This window comes from Pseudomonas sp. B16120 (assembly GCF_044218845.1).
GTDB lineage: Bacteria > Pseudomonadota > Gammaproteobacteria > Pseudomonadales > Pseudomonadaceae > Aquipseudomonas > Aquipseudomonas paracarnis.
Genome location: NZ_CP162588.1, coordinates 5,638,019 through 5,654,965, shown reverse-complemented (window position 1 = coordinate 5,654,965; position 16,947 = coordinate 5,638,019). Strand labels below are relative to the sequence as shown.

The window sequence follows — 16,947 nt, the reverse complement described above, 5'->3', positions numbered from 1 at the left end:
AAATACGCGGCTCGCCTGAGCCCGTGTTTTTTGTGCTCGGAGATTCTCGGCGACATATGTAGCCGCAAGGCTAATTTTTTTGTATTAGGAGCGTCTAGCCCATGAGTATGCAGGACCCGTTAGCGGACATGCTAACTCGTATCCGTAATGCCCAGATGGCTGAAAAGTCCGTCGTAAGCATGCCATCTTCCAAGTTGAAGGTAGCTGTTGCCAAAGTCCTGAAAGACGAAGGCTACATTGCGGGTTATCAGATCAGCAGCGAAATCAAACCACTGCTGTCCATCGAGCTGAAGTACTTCGAAGGCCGTTCGGTCATCGAGGAAGTGAAGCGCGTTAGCCGTCCAGGCCTGCGTCAGTACAAGTCCGCTGAAGATCTGCCGAAAGTTCGTGGCGGTCTGGGCGTGTCTATCGTCTCCACCAACAAAGGTGTGATGACGGATCGTGCTGCGCGCGCTGCCGGTGTCGGCGGCGAAGTTCTTTGCACTGTGTTCTAAGGGGGGATAAGCATGTCTCGCGTCGCTAAGAACCCCGTTAAGCTGCCAGCCGGTGTCGAAGTCAAATTCGCAGGCCAACAGCTTTCGGTGAAGGGTGCCAAGGGTACTCTTGAACTGAACATCCATTCGTCCGTTGAGATCGTTGAAGAAGCTGGTGAGCTGCGTTTCGCTGCTCGCAATGGCGATCAACAAACTCGCGCAATGGCCGGTACCACGCGTGCGTTGGTAAACAACATGGTCCAAGGCGTAAGCCAAGGCTTCGAGCGTAAGCTCCAGCTGGTCGGTGTTGGTTACAAAGCGCAAGCAAAAGGCACGGTTTTGAACCTTGCCCTTGGCTTCTCGCACCCAGTGGATTACGAACTGCCAGCGGGCATCACTGCTGAGACTCCTAGCCAGACCGATATCCTGATCAAGGGCATCGACAAGCAGCTGGTAGGTCAAGTGGCCGCTGAGATCCGCGACTTCCGTCCACCAGAGCCGTACAAAGGCAAAGGTGTGCGCTACGCGGACGAAGTCGTCCGTCGTAAAGAAGCCAAGAAGAAGTAGGGCATAGCAAATGACCGACAAAAAAGTTACTCGACTGCGTCGCGCTCGCAAAGCACGCCTGAAAATGCACGAACTCGAAGTCGTGCGTCTCTGCGTGTTCCGCTCGTCGCAGCACATCTACGCCCAGGTCATCTCGGCCGACGGCAACAAAGTCCTGGCAAGCGCCTCGACTTTGGATAAAGAACTGCGTGATGGTGCCACTGGCAACATCGACGCGGCCACAAAGGTTGGCCAGCTGGTCGCTACGCGTGCTAAGGCCGCTGGCGTCTCGCAAGTGGCTTTCGACCGCTCTGGCTTCAAGTACCACGGCCGCGTGAAAGCGCTGGCTGATGCTGCTCGTGAAGCTGGGCTGGAGTTCTAAGTTATGTCAAATAACGACCAAAAGCGCGACGAAGGCTACATTGAGAAGCTGGTTCAAGTTAACCGCGTAGCCAAAACCGTTAAAGGCGGCCGTATCTTCACTTTCACCGCGTTGACCGTGGTGGGTGATGGTAAAGGGCGTGTTGGCTTCGGCCGTGGCAAGTCACGTGAAGTGCCTGCCGCGATCCAGAAGGCAATGGAAGCTGCTCGTCGCAACATGATCCAAGTTGATCTGAACGGCACCACTCTGCAGTACGCAATGAAGTCCGCTCACGGCGCTTCGAAGGTGTACATGCAGCCTGCTTCTGAAGGTACCGGTATCATCGCTGGCGGCGCTATGCGTGCTGTCCTCGAAGTTGCTGGCGTTCAGAACGTTCTGGCCAAGTGCTATGGCTCGACTAACCCGGTAAACGTGGTTCACGCCACTTTCAAGGGTCTGAAGGCTATGCAATCTCCTGAGTCCATCGCTGCCAAGCGTGGTCTGACTGTCAAGGAGATCTTCTGATCATGGCTACCGTTAAAGTAACGCTGATCAAAAGCATGACCGGCCGCATCCCTAACCACAAATTGTGCGTTAAAGGTTTGGGTCTGCGTCGCATCGGTCACACTGTAGAAGTCCAGGATACTCCCGAGAATCGCGGGATGATCAACAAGGCTTACTACATGCTGCGTGTAGAGGGTTAATCGATGAAACTCAATGATCTGAGTCCAGCGCCGGGTTCCCGTCGCGAAAAGCATCGTCCGGGCCGTGGTATCGGTAGTGGTTTGGGTAAGACCGGTGGCCGTGGCCACAAGGGTCAAACCTCCCGCTCCGGTGGCACCATTGCTCCAGGCTTTGAAGGCGGTCAACAGCCGCTGCATCGTCGCCTGCCTAAGTTCGGTTTCGTATCCCTGAAAGCCATGGATCGCGCAGAAGTGCGTCTGTCCGAGCTGGCTAAAGTGGAAGGCGACATCGTTACTGTGCAGACCCTGAAAGATGCCAACGTGATCAACGTCAACGTACAGCGTGTGAAAATCATGCTGTCCGGTGAAGTGACTCGCGCTGTCACTATCGGCAAGGGAATCGGCGCCACCAAAGGTGCGCGTTCGGCTATCGAAGCAGCTGGCGGCAAGTTCGAGGAATAAATGGCTAAGCAAGGTGCTCTCTCAGCGCTCGGCAAAGGCGGTATGTCTGAACTTTGGGCTCGTCTGCGTTTTCTGTTCCTGGCGATTATCGTCTACCGAATAGGCGCACACATCCCGGTTCCAGGTATCAACCCGGACCGACTCGCAGACCTGTTTCGACAGAATGAGGGGACCATTCTTAGCTTGTTCAACATGTTTTCCGGCGGCGCGCTGGAGCGGATGAGCATCTTTGCACTGGGGATCATGCCGTACATTTCGGCATCGATCATCATGCAACTGATGACAGCCGTCAGCCCGCAGCTGGAGCAGTTGAAGAAGGAAGGTGAAGCTGGCCGTCGCAAGATTAGCCAGTACACCCGCTACGGCACTGTCGTCCTCGCCCTGGTTCAAGCTATCGGCATGTCCGTTGGCCTGGCGGGGCAGGGCGTTGCGTTCACTGGTGACTTTGGCTTCCATTTCGTCGCGGTATCCACGTTTGTGGCTGGTGCGATGTTCATGATGTGGCTGGGTGAGCAGATTACTGAGCGTGGTGTTGGCAACGGTATCTCGATGTTGATTTTCGCAGGTATCGTCGCCGGTCTTCCGAGAGCAATCGGGCAGTCTTTCGAGTCTGCGCGTCAGGGTGATATCAATATCTTCGCCTTGGTTGCCATCGGTTTGCTGGCAGTAGCGATTATCGGTTTTGTGGTGTTCATTGAGCGTGGCCAGCGTCGTATTGCTGTTCACTACGCCAAGCGTCAGCAGGGCCGTAAGGTCTTCGCTGCGCAGACCAGCCACTTGCCGCTGAAAGTGAATATGGCCGGTGTTATTCCGGCAATTTTCGCGAGCAGCATCTTGCTGTTTCCGGCTTCGTTGGGTACCTGGTTTGGTCAGTCTGAAAATATGGGCTGGCTGCAGGACCTCTCTCAGTCGATCGCTCCTGGTCAGCCGTTGAATATTCTGCTGTTTAGTGCAGGGATTATTTTCTTCTGCTTCTTCTATACGGCGTTGATGTTCAATCCGAAAGACGTAGCGGAAAACCTGAAGAAGTCCGGTGCCTTTATTCCGGGCATCCGTCCAGGTGAGCAGTCGGCACGCTACATTGATGGCGTTCTGACTCGTTTGACCCTGTTCGGTGCTCTATATATGACGGCCGTGTGCTTGTTGCCCCAGTTCCTGGTGGTTGCAGCAAACGTTCCGTTCTACCTTGGCGGGACCTCGTTGCTGATCGTGGTCGTGGTTGTGATGGACTTCATGTCCCAAGTACAATCGCACCTCGTTTCGCACCAGTACGAATCCCTGATGAAGAAAGCCAACCTGAAGGGCTACGGCAGCGGCATGTTGCGCTGAGTACCCCATAAGGTTCGAGGAGTTGGTGATGAAAGTTCGTGCATCGGTGAAAAAGCTGTGCCGTAACTGCAAGATTATTCGCCGCGAAGGTGTTGTTCGAGTAATTTGCAGCGCGGAACCGCGTCACAAACAGCGCCAAGGCTGAGTGTGATCCGCTTGAAGCCCGGCAGCTAGTGCGCTGCCGGGTTGATTATTTGTTATTACAGCGATATTATCTCGCGCCCTATTTCTTGGCTTCCGGGGCGTAGGTAGCTGTCAATTGGAGTCCCACTGAATGGCCCGTATTGCAGGCGTTAACATTCCAGATAACAAGCACACTGTTATCTCGCTGACCTACATCTATGGTGTTGGTCGCACTACTGCGCAGAAAATTTGCGCAGTTGCTGGGGTAAACCCAGCCGCTAAGATCAAGGATCTGAGCGACGAGCAGATTGAACAGCTGCGTGGCGAAGTGGCGAAGTTCACCACTGAAGGTGACCTGCGTCGCGAAATCAACATGAAAATCAAGCGTTTGATGGACCTCGGTTGCTATCGCGGTCTGCGTCATCGTCGTGGTCTTCCAGTACGCGGTCAGCGTACCAAGACTAACGCGCGTACCCGTAAAGGTCCGCGTAAGCCGATCCGCAAGTAATCGCCCCAGCGAATCGACAGGAAAATTATCATGGCAAAACCTGCTGCTCGTCCTCGTAAAAAAGTTAAAAAGACAGTGGTTGATGGCATCGCCCACATCCATGCATCTTTTAACAACACAATCGTGACCATCACCGACCGTCAAGGTAACGCGCTTTCTTGGGCTACCTCCGGTGGTTCGGGTTTCCGCGGTTCCCGCAAGTCCACCCCGTTTGCTGCTCAAGTAGCTGCTGAACGTGCTGGTCAAGCTGCGCTGGAATACGGCCTGAAAAACCTCGACGTTAACGTCAAGGGTCCAGGTCCAGGTCGTGAGTCTGCTGTCCGTGCTTTGAACGGCTGTGGCTATAAGATCGCCAGCATCACCGACGTGACGCCAATCCCGCACAACGGGTGCCGTCCGCCGAAGAAGCGCCGCGTGTAATCCAGGAGATTGTAAAGAATGGCTCGTTACATTGGTCCAAAATGCAAACTCGCTCGTCGCGAAGGCACCGATCTCTTCCTGAAGAGCGGCGTGCGCGCGATCGAATCGAAGTGCAACATTGAAGCAGCACCTGGTATCCACGGCCAACGCCGCGGTCGCCAGTCCGACTACGGCACCCAACTGCGTGAAAAGCAGAAGGTCCGTCGTATCTACGGCGTTCTCGAGCGTCAGTTCAGCGGCTACTACAAAGAAGCTGCTGGCAAGAAAGGTGCAACCGGTGAAAACCTGCTGCAACTGCTCGAATGCCGTCTGGACAACGTTGTATACCGTATGGGCTTCGGTTCGACTCGTGCCGAATCCCGTCAGCTGGTATCGCACAAGTCGATCAGCGTTAACGGTCAGACCGTAAACGTTCCGTCCTACCAGGTTCGTGCTGGTGACGTGGTCGCAGTTCGCGAGAAAGCAAAAAACCAACTTCGCATTGTCCAAGCTCTCGATCTGTGTGCCCAACGTGGCCGCGTAGAATGGGTAGAAGTAGACACTGAGAAGAAGTCGGGCGTTTTCAAGAACGTTCCTGCTCGCAGTGATCTGTCCGCCGACATCAACGAAAGCCTGATTGTCGAGCTCTACTCCAAGTAAGGGCTAGAAAATAGGTGCATCCATGCAGATTTCGGTAAATGAGTTCCTGACACCCCGCCACATTGATGTGCAGGTTGTCAGTCCAACCCGCGCCAAAATTACTCTCGAGCCTCTCGAGCGTGGTTTTGGCCACACCCTGGGCAACGCGCTGCGCCGCATCCTGTTGTCCTCAATGCCCGGCTGTGCAGTAGTCGAGGCCGAGATTGACGGTGTGCTCCACGAGTACAGCGCCATCGAAGGTGTACAGGAAGACGTAATTGAAATCCTGTTGAACCTTAAAGGTCTGGCTATCAAGCTGCACGGCCGTGACGAAGTTACGCTGACCTTGTCGAAGAAGGGTTCGGGGGTGGTTACCGCTGCCGATATTCAGCTGGATCATGATGTCGAGATCGTTAACCCCGATCACGTAATCGCTAACCTGGCGTCTAACGGCGCCCTGAACATGAAGCTCACTGTAGCTCGTGGTCGTGGTTATGAACCGGCCGACTCGCGTCAGAGCGATGAAGACGAAAGCCGCAGCATTGGTCGCTTGCAGCTTGACTCTTCGTTCAGCCCGGTTCGCCGTATCGCATACGTGGTGGAAAACGCCCGTGTCGAGCAGCGTACTAACCTGGACAAGCTGGTTATTGATCTGGAAACCAACGGTACCCTGGATCCTGAAGAGGCTATCCGCCGCGCTGCAACCATTCTGCAACAGCAGTTGGCTGCGTTCGTCGACCTCAAAGGTGACAGCGAACCAGTGGTAATCGAGCAGGAAGACGAGATCGATCCGATCCTGCTTCGCCCGGTTGACGATCTGGAACTGACTGTACGTTCGGCTAACTGCCTTAAGGCGGAAAACATTTACTACATCGGTGACCTGATCCAGCGCACCGAAGTAGAACTGTTGAAGACTCCGAACCTGGGCAAGAAATCCTTGACTGAAATCAAGGACGTTCTGGCCTCCCGCGGTCTGTCCCTCGGCATGCGCCTCGACAACTGGCCGCCTGCAAGTCTTAAGAAGGACGACAAGGCGACTGCCTGATCGTCGTAATCACCGAACGTGAGTTTGGTAAGGAATGAACCATGCGTCATCGTAAAAGTGGTCGTCACCTGAGCCGTACCAGCTCGCACCGCAAGGCCATGTTCCAAAACATGGCGGTGTCGCTGTTCGAGCACGAGCTGATCAAAACTACACTGCCGAAAGCTAAAGAACTGCGTCGCGTTGCTGAGCCGCTGATCACTTTGGCCAAGACAGACAGCCTGGCTAACCGCCGTCTGGCTTTCGACCGTACTCGTTCGAAAGCTATCGTTGGTAAGCTCTTCAACGACCTGGGCAAGCGTTACGCTACCCGTGAGGGTGGCTACCTGCGCATCCTCAAGTGCGGTTTCCGCGCTGGCGACAACGCGCCTATGGCGTACGTCGAGTTGGTTGATCGTGCTACTGCCGGCGAAGCTGTAAGCGCCGAGTAAGACGACAAGCTGCAACGAAAAACCGGGCCTAGTGCCCGGTTTTTTGTGCGCGTAACAAAAGCGCAACTTATACAAGCTTCCATAGGCCGGGCGCTGCACTATAGCGAACGGAGTGTTGTTAGTTATTCTCTATCGATGCCTGCAATTTAATGAATTTGTAGGCGTGGTGTTGATGATCAATACTCCCTCCAAGCCGATTAGCCGGCAGTTCCAAGTCCGACCTGAGGAAGATTGAGCATGAGCCAGAATAAAGTCCTTACCACCGCCAGCGGTGCTCCCGTTGCGGATAACCAGAACTCCCGTTCCGCGGGCCCTCGTGGTCCGTTGTTACTCGACGATTTCCACCTGATCGAGAAGCTCGCTCACTTCAACCGTGAAAACATCCCTGAGCGTCGCGTGCACGCCAAAGGATCGGGCGCCTACGGTACGTTCACAGTCACCCGTGACATCACCCAATACACCAGCGCCAAGCTGTTCGAATCTGTTGGCAAGCAAACGCCGACATTCCTGCGATTCTCCACTGTAGGCGGTGAGCGCGGTTCTGCTGACACTGAACGTGATCCACGTGGCTTTGCCCTGAAGTTCTATACCGAAGAGGGTAACTGGGACATCGTGGGTAACAACACTCCCGTGTTCTTTATTCGTGATCCGCTGAAATTCCCGGATTTTATCCACACCCAGAAACGCCTGCCGCAGAGCAACCTGAAAAGCGCGCAGATGATGTGGGACTTCTGGTCGCACTCACCAGAGGCGCTGCATCAGGTCACCATTCTGTTTTCGGACCGTGGCATCCCGGACGGCTATCGCCACATGCATGGTTTCGGCAGCCACACTTACAGTCTGATCAATGCCCAGGGTGAGCGTCATTGGGTGAAGTGGCACTACAAGACTAAGCAAGGCATCAAGAACCTGGCGCCGGCCGAGGCCGCCCGCTTGGCGGGAACCGATCCTGATTACGCCCAGCGTGATCTGTTTGGTGCAATCGAGCGCGGTGACTTCCCCAAGTGGCGCGTGTGCATCCAGATCATGACCGAGGCACAGGCGAACGCCCATTACGAGAACCCGTTTGACGTGACCAAGACCTGGTCGCAAAAAGAATTCCCGTTGATTGAAGTGGGTGAGCTGGAGCTCAATCGTAATCCGCAGAACTACTTCGCCGAAGTCGAGCAGGCCGCATTTGGCCCAAGCAACATGGTCCCAGGCGTTGGCCTGTCGCCGGACCGTATGCTGCAAGGTCGGGTTTTTGCCTACGCCGATGCGCACCGCTACCGTGTGGGCACCAACCACCAGCAACTGCCGGTGAACGCACCACGTAGCCCGGTTAACAGCTACCAGCGTGACGGCTCCATGGCTTTCGGTAGTAACGGCGGTGCGGCTCCGAACTACGAGCCAAACAGCTATGCCGATGCGCCCAAGCAAGCCCCGCAGTATGCAGAGCCAGCATTGACCCTGAGCGGCGCGGCTGATCGCTACGATCATCGCGAAGATACGGACTACTACAGCCACGCCGGTGCGCTGTTCCGTCTGATGAATGATGAGCAGAAAGCCCTGCTCACCAATAACATCGCCGGTGCTATGGGTGGCGTTTCCAGCGATGTGGTCCAGCGTCAACTGCAGCACTTCTATAAGGCCGACCCGGCTTATGGAGAAGCAATCGCAAAGGCACTGGGTGTATCGCTTAACTGACTCTAAACGATAAGCAGAACCGCCCTCATTTGGGCGGTTTTTGCGTTATTTCAGCTGCTTTTCTCCGGAAATCTTCACTTTTCTGCCGTTTGTCCCGTGACCTTCAAGTCAGCATGGTTCAAACTACAGTCTTTCAAGCAGGGAGATGTAGGGCGATGCAAGGTCACCCCGACGTAATCGATTACCTCAACACGTTGCTGACGGGCGAACTGGCAGCTCGTGACCAATATTTCATCCATTCGCGTATGTACGAAGACTGGGGCTTTACCGAGCTCTACGAGCGTATCAACCACGAAATGGAAGAAGAGGCACAGCACGCTGATGCCCTGATGCGCCGCATTCTGATGCTCGAAGGCACGCCGCGTATGCGTCCTGATGATCTGGACGTGGGTACCACAGTGCCTGACATGCTCGCTGCCGATCTTCGCCTTGAGTACAAGGTCCGTGCTGCACTCTGCAAGGGCATCGAGCTTTGTGAGCAGCACAACGACTATGTCACCCGGGAAATACTGCGAGTGCAGTTGAATGACACCGAAGAAGATCACACCTACTGGCTGGAAAAGCAGTTGGGCCTGATCAAGCTGATCGGCCTGGAGAATTACCTGCAATCGCAGTTCTGATTCCCGGCTATAAAAAAAGCCCCTGTCACCGCAAAGTGGCAGGGGCTTTTTATTGGACGATGAAAAGATCAGGCCCGATCGCGTTCCAGCAATGGTTTCAGGTAGTAACCGGTGTGCGACTGCGGCATTTCGGAAACCTGCTCTGGCGTGCCCACTGCGATGATCTGGCCACCCTTCGAACCACCTTCCGGCCCCAGGTCTACCAACCAGTCGGCCGTCTTGATCACATCAAGGTTGTGCTCAATCACCACCACGGTATTGCCGTGGTCCCGCAAGCGGTGAAGTACGTCCAGCAACTGCTGAATATCCGCGAAGTGCAGGCCAGTGGTCGGCTCATCGAGGATGTACAAGGTTTTGCCGGTATCACGCTTGGACAGCTCGCGAGACAGCTTGACCCGCTGCGCTTCACCACCCGACAGCGTGGTCGCTGATTGCCCCAGCTTGATGTACGACAGGCCTACATCCATCAGCGTCTGCAGCTTGCGCGCCAACGCCGGCACCGCGTCGAAGAACTCGCGAGCTTCCTCGATTGTCATCTCCAGGGTTTCATGGATGCTCTTGCCCTTGTACTTGATCTCCAGGGTCTCGCGGTTGTAGCGCTTGCTCTTGCACACATCGCACGGCACGTAGATGTCGGGCAGGAAGTGCATCTCCACCTTGATCAGGCCGTCGCCCTGGCAGGCTTCGCAGCGCCCACCCTTGACGTTGAACGAGAACCGGCCCGGCCCATAACCTCGTGAGCGCGACTCGGGTACGCCAGCGAACAGCTCGCGGATAGGCGTAAACAGCCCGGTGTAGGTGGCTGGGTTGGAACGCGGTGTGCGTCCAATCGGGCTCTGGTCGATGTCGACGACCTTGTCCAGATGCTCCAGGCCTTTGATGCTGTCGTGGGCCGCAGCTTCCAGAGTGGTCGCGCCGTTCAGGGCGGTGGCACTCAGTGGGAACAAGGTGTTGTTGATCAGCGTCGACTTGCCCGAACCGGAAACACCGGTCACGCAGGTCAGCAGGCCCAGCGGAATCTCCAGGTCGACATTGCGCAGGTTGTTCCCGCGCGCGCCCTTGAGGTGCAGAGCCATCTTTTTGTTGCGCGGCGTACGCTTGGCGGGCACTTCGATCTTCACCCGGCCAGACAGGTACTTGCCGGTCAACGAGTCCGGATGTGCCATCACTTCGGCAGGCGTGCCCTCGGCAACGATATGGCCACCATGCACTCCCGCGCCCGGGCCGATATCGACCACGTAGTCCGCCAGGCGGATAGCGTCTTCATCATGCTCGACCACGATCACGGTATTGCCGATATCGCGCAGGTGTTTCAGCGTGCCCAGCAGGCGGTCGTTATCCCGTTGGTGCAAGCCAATCGAGGGCTCATCGAGGATATACAGCACGCCCACAAGGCCCGCGCCAATCTGGCTGGCCAGACGGATTCGCTGTGCTTCACCGCCCGACAAGGTATCGGCGCTACGGTCCAGCGACAGGTAGTCCAGGCCAACGTTGACCAGGAACTGCAGACGCTCGCGAATTTCCTTGAGGATCTTGTCGGCAATTTCCCCGCGTCGCCCGGTGAGCTTGAGTACGCCAAAGTATTCACACGCATCGCCGATCGGCAGGTTGGTCACTGCTGGCAGGGTCTTCTCGCCCACCCACACGTGACGTGCCTCACGGCGCAGGCGGGTGCCACGGCAATCCGGGCAAGGCTGAGTACTGAGGAATTTTGCCAGTTCTTCACGCACGCTTGCCGATTCGGTCTCGCGGTAGCGACGCTCCAGGTTCGGCACGATGCCTTCGAACGGGTGCGAGCGCTTGACGATGTCGCCACGGTCGTTCAGGTACTTGAAGTCGACATTCTGCGAACCGCTGCCATGCAGAATGACCTTCTGCTGGTCTGCCGGCAGCTGGTTGAACGGCACTTCCAGGCTGAACTTGTAGTGCGAGGCCAATGATCCGAGCATCTGGAAATAGTAGACGTTACGCCTGTCCCATCCGCGTATCGCCCCCTCGGCCAGGGTCAGGTCACCATTGACCAGGCGCTTGATATCGAAAAACTGCTTCACACCCAGGCCGTCGCAAGTCGGGCAGGCGCCGGCCGGGTTGTTGAAGGAAAACAGCTTGGGTTCCAGCTCACTGATGGCATGGCCACAGATCGGGCAGGCGAAGCGCGCGGAGAAGATGATCTCTTCGCCCGGCTCGTCATCCATCGGCGCTACGAGGGCAATGCCATCGGCCAGCTTCAGCGCGGTTTCGAACGATTCCGCCAAACGCTGCTGCAAGTCGGCGCGCACCTTGAATCGGTCGACCACCACGTCAATGGAGTGCTTTTTCTGCTTGTCCAGCTTCGGCGCTTCGTCCAGCTCATAGAGCTTGCCGTTGATGCGCGCCCGCACGAAGCCCTGGGCACGCAGTTCTTCGAAGACCGACAGGTGTTCACCCTTGCGCTCGCGAATGACGGGCGCCAGCAGCATCAGCTTGGCGCCCTCTGGCTGGGCCAGTACCAGGTCGACCATCTGGCTGACGGTCTGGGCTTCCAGGGGAATATCGTGGTCTGGGCAGCGCGGAATGCCCACGCGCGCATACAGCAGGCGCAGATAGTCGTAGATTTCGGTAATGGTACCCACGGTGGAGCGCGGGTTGTGGGACGTGGATTTCTGCTCGATGGAAATAGCCGGCGACAGGCCTTCAATGGTGTCGACATCGGGCTTTTCCATCATCGACAGGAACTGCCGGGCGTAGGCCGACAGGGATTCCACATAGCGACGCTGACCTTCGGCATACAGCGTGTCGAACGCCAGGGACGATTTGCCGGAGCCGGACAAGCCGGTGATGACGATCAGTTTGTCCCGGGGCAGGGTCAGGTCGATGTTCTTCAGGTTGTGGGTTCTAGCCCCACGAATCAGGATCTTGTCCAAGATGGCCTCGCACGGCGGGCGTAAATGATGCCGGAGTATACGGCTAAAGACTGGATGAATATACACTGTCAAAACGCCGCTTGCAGCCTTACATGAAAGCTGCGCGGCAAAGCGCCGCATATACCCTCTCAATCGATGGGACTGGTAGAATCGCCGCCGGTTCACACGAGGTTTTTCCATGCACGATCCCCACAGCGAACGCATGAGTAGCGGCGAGACCCGAGCGGCAAGCGGTCTGGCCCTGGTGTTCGCTTTCCGTATGCTGGGCATGTTTATGGTGTTGCCGGTGCTGGCCACCTATGGGATGGATCTCGCAGGGGCGACCCCCGCCTTGATCGGCCTGGCGATTGGCGCCTATGGCCTGACCCAGGCAATTTTCCAGATTCCGTTCGGGATTATTTCCGACCGCATTGGCCGTCGCCCGGTGATCTATCTCGGGCTGATCGTATTCGCCCTTGGCAGTGTGCTAGCGGCCCAGTCCGATTCGATCTGGGGCGTGATCGCCGGGCGCATCCTGCAGGGCGCAGGGGCAATTTCCGCCGCCGTGATGGCGTTGCTGTCGGACCTGACCCGCGAACAACACCGCACCAAGGCCATGGCGATGATCGGCATGACCATCGGCCTGTCGTTTGCCGTGGCCATGGTGGTCGGCCCCTTGCTCACGCGCGCGTTCGGCTTGCATGGGCTGTTCCTGGCCACGGGCGGCATGGCGTTGTTCGGCATCCTGATCGTGGCTTTTATGGTGCCGCGCTCCACCGGCACCCTGCAGCATCGTGAATCGGGCGTCGCACGCAAGGCGTTGCTGCCGACGCTCAAGCACCCGGACCTGCTGCGCCTGGATTTAGGTATCTTCGTATTACACGCCATGCTGATGTGCAGCTTCGTCGCCTTGCCCCTGGCCCTGGTGGAAAAAGCCGGTCTGCCCAAGGAACAGCACTGGTGGGTCTACCTCACTGCGCTGTTGATTTCGTTCTTCGCCATGATCCCGTTCATCATCTATGGCGAGAAGAAACGCAAAATGAAACGAGTTTTACTCGGCGCCGTCGCGACATTGATGCTCACTGAACTATTCTTCTGGCAGTTCGGCGACAGCCTGCGAGCATTAGTGATTGGTACGGTGGTGTTTTTCACCGCCTTCAACCTGCTCGAAGCGTCGTTGCCGTCACTGATCAGTAAAGTTTCACCGGCAGGCGGCAAGGGTACGGCCATGGGGGTGTATTCCACCAGCCAGTTCCTGGGTTCCGCGTTGGGCGGCATCATGGGCGGCTGGATGTTCCAGCATGGCGGTTTGTCGGTTGTGTTCCTCGGATGCGCCGGGCTGGCTGCACTTTGGCTGGTCTTTGCTGTTACCATGCGCGAACCTCCCTACGTCACCAGTCTGCGTTTGCCGCTATCGCCCGAGGCGATCCGCGAAGCCGGCCTGGTAGAGCGCCTGAAGGCTGTCGTAGGGGTAACGGATGCAGTCGTGGTCGCTGAAGAGGCGGCCATTTACATCAAATTGGACACCGAATTATTGGATCGCGCGACGCTCGAGCAACTGGTCAACCCAGTGCCGACAGCGCGCCCAGCCTAGGAGAACGTTATGGCCCGTGGGGTTAACAAAGTCATATTGGTCGGTACTTGCGGCCAGGATCCCGAAGTTCGCTACTTGCCTAACGGTAACGCCGTGACCAACCTGAGCCTGGCGACCAGCGAACAGTGGACCGACAAGCAGACCGGCCAGAAGGTCGAGAAGACCGAATGGCACCGCGTGTCGATGTTCGGCAAGGTCGCAGAGATCGCCGGTGAATACCTGCGCAAAGGTTCGCAGGTCTACATCGAAGGCAAACTGCAAACCCGTGAGTGGGAAAAAGACGGCATCAAGCGTTACACCACCGAAATCGTGGTCGACATGCAAGGCACCATGCAACTGCTGGGCGGCCGTCCACAGGGCGACCAACAGGGCCAGGGCGGCATGTCCAACTCGGCACCGCGCCCACAGCAGTCGCGTCCGCAGCCAAGCCAGCAGCCACAGCGTGAGTCGCGCCCAGCACCACAGCAGGCTGCTCCGCAACCGGCTCCGGATTTCGACAGCTTTGATGACGATATCCCGTTCTAAGGTCCAAGACCGACCCTGAACAAACAAAACCCCCGATAGCGAAAGCATCGGGGTTTTTTTATGGGCGATGAACAGGCGTCGGTGCACGCGCTGCCTTTTTGCAGGCAGCACACCAACCCCAGCATTTGTTCTCATGGTTCACAAGATTTAGGCTGTCGCCACCTCTAAGAAAGAAGGAAGGCTGTGATGACCTGGTCCGCCAAGCAGTACACGATGTTCGAACAGCAGCGCACTCGCCCTGTCCGTGACCTGATTGCGGCAATTCCCAACACCGACGTGGGCACCGCAGTCGACCTGGGGTGCGGGCCGGGGAACTCCACCGAGGTACTGGCCGAGCGTTTCCCCCAAGCACAGATCACGGGCATGGACAGCTCCGATGACATGTTGGTAGAGGCCCGCAAGCGCCTGCCCAGGTTGAACTTCGAGCTGGCAGATATCGGCGCCTGGCACCCTGCGCAACGCTTGGATGTGATTCTGGCCAATGCCTCGCTGCAATGGCTGCCGGACCACGCCACGCTCTACCCGCACTTGGTCCACCAACTGAACCCAGGCGGTACGCTGGCGGTGCAAACCCCGGACAACCTTGACGAGCCCGCCCATCGCCTGGCCCGTGAAGTTGCGGCCGATGGCCCGTGGTCGGCGAAGATAGGGGCGGTCAAACACAATGAGCGGCACACCGCCAGTTACTACTACGAGCTGCTGAGCAAGCATTGCAGCACCGTGGATGTGTGGCGCACCACCTATCACCACCCGTTGGCGGACCACTCGGCGGTGGTGGAGTGGTTCAAGGCCTCGGCATTGCGGCCTTTTCTCGCACCGTTGACCGACGATGAAAAAGCCGCCTTCCTGCAGCAATACCAGGCGCGAATTACCCAGGCTTATCCAGCCCTGGCCGATGGCACGGTGTTGTTGCCCTTTCCGCGCCTGTTCATCATCGCCACACGCTAAAGCGATCAGCCCCGGGTGGCGGTCACGCAGCCGCTGCTTGGGCCTGCAGATATTCCTCTGCCGACACTACACCCGCATAGCCAAATGCCAGGGAGGCCATGTACGCCCCGTGCACCTGCGCCGCCGGAATCACCTGCCCGTTGAATTCCTGGTCGCGGGTCGCGCAGGCATCATGGATCACCGTAACCTTGTAGCCCAGGTCCGCCGCCGCCCGTACCACTGCGTCAATGCACATATGGCTCATGCTGCCTACCACCACCACGTCGGTGATGCTGCGCTGTTCCAGCAGTTCGCGCAGGTTGGTTTGGCGAAACGCATTCACGAAGTGTTTGAGCACCACCGGTTCCTCGCCCTCGTTGAGCACCTTGGCATGCAAGTGCGCGCCTTCGGAGCCCGGTGTGAAGAACGGTGCGTCGTCGCCAGCGAACTCATGCCGTACATGAATCACCGCATCGCCTGCTTGTCGAAACGCCTGTAGCACCTGCGCTGCCTTGTCCGCTGCGGCTTCCACGCCGTCGAGCGGCCACTTGCCCTGGGGGAAGTAGTCGTTCTGGATATCGATTAGGATGAGCGCCTGCTTGGCCATGTGTGTTGCCTCGTGATGGGTTGATGGGCCTAGTATCTTAGCTGGCGATCACACCGAGAATTGGCTGCACCGACAATAACAGGGGGAAAACTGACAATGGCCGCGCAACGCAGCACTGTCGAGCTGGGTGTGTTGATCTACCAGGGCGCGCAACTCGCCGCAGTCCACGGGCTGACCGACCTGTTCGGGGTCGCTAACCGCATCGCCGCCGAGCATGAATCTGCGCAATTACCGCTGCTGCGGGTCAGCCACTGGCAGGTAGATGCCCACGGCACGCCCGCGCGCACGTTCGACAGCCACCCAGGCCCCGACCAACCGATGATGGCCGTGTTGGTGCCGCCCTCGATTGCAGAGTTCACCGAAGACCAGGCGCCGCCGGCGCTGCTGGAATGGCTGCGCCTGCAACATGCGGGCGGCACCGTGCTTGGCGGCGTGTGCATCGGCTCGATCATGCTGGCGCGCAGCGGCCTGTTGGATGGCCGCAGCGCCACCACCCACTGGTCCTCCGCGAAGTCTTTTGCGGCCAGTTACCCGGCGGTGCGCCTGGAAGCGGATAAACCCATTGTCGATGACGGCGACCTGATCACTTCCGCGAGGCTGATGGCCTGGTCCGAACTGGGCCTGCGCCTGGTCGACCGGCTGATGGGCCCGAGCGTGGCGGCCGATACGGCGCGTTTTCTGGTGATCGAACACAGCGCCAGCGCCAGCCAATGTGGGAGTAACTTTGCGCCGCTTCTCAGGCACGGTGATGGTGCGGTCCTCAAGGTCCAGCATTGGCTGCAAGCCAGTGGCGCGGTGGACGTGTCCGTGGCAGCGATGGCGCAGGAGGCGAACCTTGAAGAGCGCACCTTTCTGCGGCGCTTTCGCAACGCCACCGGATTGAAACCCACCGAGTACTGCCAACACCTGCGGGTCGGCAAGGCGCGGCAGATGCTGGAGTTCACCAACGGCACCATCGATCACATTGCCTGGACCGTGGGCTATCAAGACCCCGGTGCCTTTCGTACCATTTTCAAGAAAATCACCGGCCTGTCCCCCAGCGATTACCGCAACCGCTTTGGGGTTTGAATCGTGCAGAACGCCGCAGGGTTCGCCCCGGGTCGTGCAGAA

The 16,947-nt window shown here is 57.7% G+C and carries 21 protein-coding genes; 19 read left to right on the top strand and 2 right to left on the bottom strand.

Translation table 11 applies throughout. The annotated features are described in order from the left end of the window. Nucleotides 1-101 precede the first annotated feature (101 nt). The 15 genes from rpsH to bfr all read left to right on the top strand — a co-directional run bounded on the left by rpsH (nt 102) and on the right by bfr (nt 9,302). Nucleotides 102-494 carry a 30S ribosomal protein S8 gene (rpsH, locus tag AB4P90_RS26450; protein ID WP_003176413.1) on the top strand — a complete coding sequence of 131 codons (393 nt, stop codon included), beginning with the start codon at nt 102-104 and terminating at the stop codon, nt 492-494. A gap of 12 nt (nt 495-506) precedes the next feature. Further along, a complete protein-coding gene (gene rplF, locus AB4P90_RS26445; RefSeq protein ID WP_003194640.1) occupies nt 507-1,040 on the top strand; it encodes a 50S ribosomal protein L6 in 534 nt (177 codons plus the stop codon). Between the two features lie 10 nt (nt 1,041-1,050). Continuing rightward, entirely contained in the window at nt 1,051-1,401 is a 351-nt protein-coding gene (rplR, locus tag AB4P90_RS26440) for a 50S ribosomal protein L18 (protein ID WP_003186037.1), read from the top strand. A 3-nt stretch (nt 1,402-1,404) separates the two neighbouring features. Then, nucleotides 1,405-1,905: a 30S ribosomal protein S5 gene (gene rpsE / locus AB4P90_RS26435; RefSeq protein WP_003176409.1), complete on the top strand. Its 501-nt coding sequence runs from the start codon at nt 1,405-1,407 to the stop codon at nt 1,903-1,905. Between the two features lie 2 nt (nt 1,906-1,907). Further along, nucleotides 1,908-2,084: a 50S ribosomal protein L30 gene (gene rpmD / locus AB4P90_RS26430; protein WP_003176408.1), complete on the top strand. Its 177-nt coding sequence runs from the start codon at nt 1,908-1,910 to the stop codon at nt 2,082-2,084. A gap of 3 nt (nt 2,085-2,087) precedes the next feature. Continuing rightward, a complete protein-coding gene (gene rplO, locus AB4P90_RS26425) occupies nt 2,088-2,525 on the top strand; it encodes a 50S ribosomal protein L15 (protein ID WP_003176407.1) in 438 nt (145 codons plus the stop codon). Further along, on the top strand, nt 2,526-3,854 hold the full coding sequence (gene secY, locus AB4P90_RS26420) for a preprotein translocase subunit SecY (RefSeq protein WP_003194637.1): 1,329 nt from the start codon (nt 2,526-2,528) through the stop codon (nt 3,852-3,854). It abuts the gene before it with no gap. 28 nt (nt 3,855-3,882) lie between these two features. Further along, a complete protein-coding gene (gene rpmJ / locus AB4P90_RS26415) occupies nt 3,883-3,999 on the top strand; it encodes a 50S ribosomal protein L36 (RefSeq protein WP_002555468.1) in 117 nt (38 codons plus the stop codon). 129 nt (nt 4,000-4,128) lie between these two features. Further along, a complete protein-coding gene (rpsM, locus tag AB4P90_RS26410) occupies nt 4,129-4,485 on the top strand; it encodes a 30S ribosomal protein S13 (RefSeq protein ID WP_003194635.1) in 357 nt (118 codons plus the stop codon). Nucleotides 4,486-4,515: 30 nt separating this feature from the next. Further along, nucleotides 4,516-4,905 (top strand): 30S ribosomal protein S11, encoded by a 390-nt coding sequence (gene rpsK, locus AB4P90_RS26405; RefSeq protein WP_002555466.1) that lies wholly within the window; start codon nt 4,516-4,518, stop codon nt 4,903-4,905. Between the two features lie 18 nt (nt 4,906-4,923). Continuing rightward, nucleotides 4,924-5,544, top strand: coding sequence for a 30S ribosomal protein S4 (gene rpsD / locus AB4P90_RS26400; protein ID WP_003176404.1), 621 nt, complete (start codon nt 4,924-4,926; stop codon nt 5,542-5,544). 22 nt (nt 5,545-5,566) lie between these two features. Then, nucleotides 5,567-6,568, top strand: coding sequence for a DNA-directed RNA polymerase subunit alpha (locus AB4P90_RS26395; protein ID WP_003176403.1), 1,002 nt, complete (start codon nt 5,567-5,569; stop codon nt 6,566-6,568). 41 nt (nt 6,569-6,609) lie between these two features. Further along, the gene (gene rplQ, locus AB4P90_RS26390; RefSeq protein WP_003176402.1) at nt 6,610-6,996 is read left to right on the top strand and encodes a 50S ribosomal protein L17; all 387 of its coding nucleotides are present in this window, start codon (nt 6,610-6,612) and stop codon (nt 6,994-6,996) included. Between the two features lie 237 nt (nt 6,997-7,233). Then, the gene (locus AB4P90_RS26385; RefSeq protein WP_014720152.1) at nt 7,234-8,682 is read left to right on the top strand and encodes a catalase; all 1,449 of its coding nucleotides are present in this window, start codon (nt 7,234-7,236) and stop codon (nt 8,680-8,682) included. A 155-nt stretch (nt 8,683-8,837) separates the two neighbouring features. Then, on the top strand, nt 8,838-9,302 hold the full coding sequence (bfr, locus tag AB4P90_RS26380; protein ID WP_003176400.1) for a bacterioferritin: 465 nt from the start codon (nt 8,838-8,840) through the stop codon (nt 9,300-9,302). 68 nt (nt 9,303-9,370) lie between these two features. Here the strand turns inward: bfr and uvrA are convergent, their stop codons facing one another. After that, nucleotides 9,371-12,205, bottom strand: coding sequence for an excinuclease ABC subunit UvrA (uvrA, locus tag AB4P90_RS26375; RefSeq protein WP_014720150.1), 2,835 nt, complete (start codon nt 12,203-12,205; stop codon nt 9,371-9,373). A gap of 178 nt (nt 12,206-12,383) precedes the next feature. On the opposite strand from uvrA, the gene AB4P90_RS26370 reads away from it, so the two are divergent. The 3 genes from AB4P90_RS26370 (at nt 12,384) to tam (ending at nt 15,251) form a co-directional block, all read left to right on the top strand. Then, entirely contained in the window at nt 12,384-13,778 is a 1,395-nt protein-coding gene (locus AB4P90_RS26370) for an MFS transporter (protein ID WP_014720149.1), read from the top strand. 9 nt (nt 13,779-13,787) lie between these two features. Next, entirely contained in the window at nt 13,788-14,303 is a 516-nt protein-coding gene (locus AB4P90_RS26365; RefSeq protein WP_003232445.1) for a single-stranded DNA-binding protein, read from the top strand. Between the two features lie 186 nt (nt 14,304-14,489). Further along, nucleotides 14,490-15,251: a trans-aconitate 2-methyltransferase gene (tam, locus tag AB4P90_RS26360; protein WP_038451699.1), complete on the top strand. Its 762-nt coding sequence runs from the start codon at nt 14,490-14,492 to the stop codon at nt 15,249-15,251. 22 nt (nt 15,252-15,273) lie between these two features. Here the strand turns inward: tam and AB4P90_RS26355 are convergent, their stop codons facing one another. After that, nucleotides 15,274-15,837, bottom strand: coding sequence for a cysteine hydrolase family protein (locus AB4P90_RS26355; RefSeq protein WP_019818884.1), 564 nt, complete (start codon nt 15,835-15,837; stop codon nt 15,274-15,276). 96 nt (nt 15,838-15,933) lie between these two features. On the opposite strand from AB4P90_RS26355, the gene AB4P90_RS26350 reads away from it, so the two are divergent. Further along, on the top strand, nt 15,934-16,905 hold the full coding sequence (locus tag AB4P90_RS26350) for a GlxA family transcriptional regulator (RefSeq protein WP_395605488.1): 972 nt from the start codon (nt 15,934-15,936) through the stop codon (nt 16,903-16,905). Nucleotides 16,906-16,947 lie beyond the last annotated feature (42 nt).

Excerpts from the sequence above, each read along its gene's own strand:
- rpsH (WP_003176413.1), top strand. The coding sequence starts at position 102 with ATGAGTATGCAGGACCCGTTAGCGGACATGCTAACTCGTATCCGTAAT.
- rplF (WP_003194640.1), top strand. The coding sequence starts at position 507 with ATGTCTCGCGTCGCTAAGAACCCCGTTAAGCTGCCAGCCGGTGTCGAA.
- rplR (WP_003186037.1), top strand. The coding sequence starts at position 1,051 with ATGACCGACAAAAAAGTTACTCGACTGCGTCGCGCTCGCAAAGCACGC.
- rpsE (WP_003176409.1), top strand. The coding sequence starts at position 1,405 with ATGTCAAATAACGACCAAAAGCGCGACGAAGGCTACATTGAGAAGCTG.
- rpmD (WP_003176408.1), top strand. The coding sequence starts at position 1,908 with ATGGCTACCGTTAAAGTAACGCTGATCAAAAGCATGACCGGCCGCATC.
- rplO (WP_003176407.1), top strand. The coding sequence starts at position 2,088 with ATGAAACTCAATGATCTGAGTCCAGCGCCGGGTTCCCGTCGCGAAAAG.
- secY (WP_003194637.1), top strand. The coding sequence starts at position 2,526 with ATGGCTAAGCAAGGTGCTCTCTCAGCGCTCGGCAAAGGCGGTATGTCT.
- rpmJ (WP_002555468.1), top strand. The coding sequence starts at position 3,883 with ATGAAAGTTCGTGCATCGGTGAAAAAGCTGTGCCGTAACTGCAAGATT.
- rpsM (WP_003194635.1), top strand. The coding sequence starts at position 4,129 with ATGGCCCGTATTGCAGGCGTTAACATTCCAGATAACAAGCACACTGTT.
- rpsK (WP_002555466.1), top strand. The coding sequence starts at position 4,516 with ATGGCAAAACCTGCTGCTCGTCCTCGTAAAAAAGTTAAAAAGACAGTG.
- rpsD (WP_003176404.1), top strand. The coding sequence starts at position 4,924 with ATGGCTCGTTACATTGGTCCAAAATGCAAACTCGCTCGTCGCGAAGGC.
- AB4P90_RS26395 (WP_003176403.1), top strand. The coding sequence starts at position 5,567 with ATGCAGATTTCGGTAAATGAGTTCCTGACACCCCGCCACATTGATGTG.
- rplQ (WP_003176402.1), top strand. The coding sequence starts at position 6,610 with ATGCGTCATCGTAAAAGTGGTCGTCACCTGAGCCGTACCAGCTCGCAC.
- AB4P90_RS26385 (WP_014720152.1), top strand. The coding sequence starts at position 7,234 with ATGAGCCAGAATAAAGTCCTTACCACCGCCAGCGGTGCTCCCGTTGCG.
- bfr (WP_003176400.1), top strand. The coding sequence starts at position 8,838 with ATGCAAGGTCACCCCGACGTAATCGATTACCTCAACACGTTGCTGACG.
- AB4P90_RS26370 (WP_014720149.1), top strand. The coding sequence starts at position 12,384 with ATGCACGATCCCCACAGCGAACGCATGAGTAGCGGCGAGACCCGAGCG.
- AB4P90_RS26365 (WP_003232445.1), top strand. The coding sequence starts at position 13,788 with ATGGCCCGTGGGGTTAACAAAGTCATATTGGTCGGTACTTGCGGCCAG.
- tam (WP_038451699.1), top strand. The coding sequence starts at position 14,490 with ATGACCTGGTCCGCCAAGCAGTACACGATGTTCGAACAGCAGCGCACT.
- AB4P90_RS26355 (WP_019818884.1), bottom strand. The coding sequence starts at position 15,837 with ATGGCCAAGCAGGCGCTCATCCTAATCGATATCCAGAACGACTACTTC.
- AB4P90_RS26350 (WP_395605488.1), top strand. The coding sequence starts at position 15,934 with ATGGCCGCGCAACGCAGCACTGTCGAGCTGGGTGTGTTGATCTACCAG.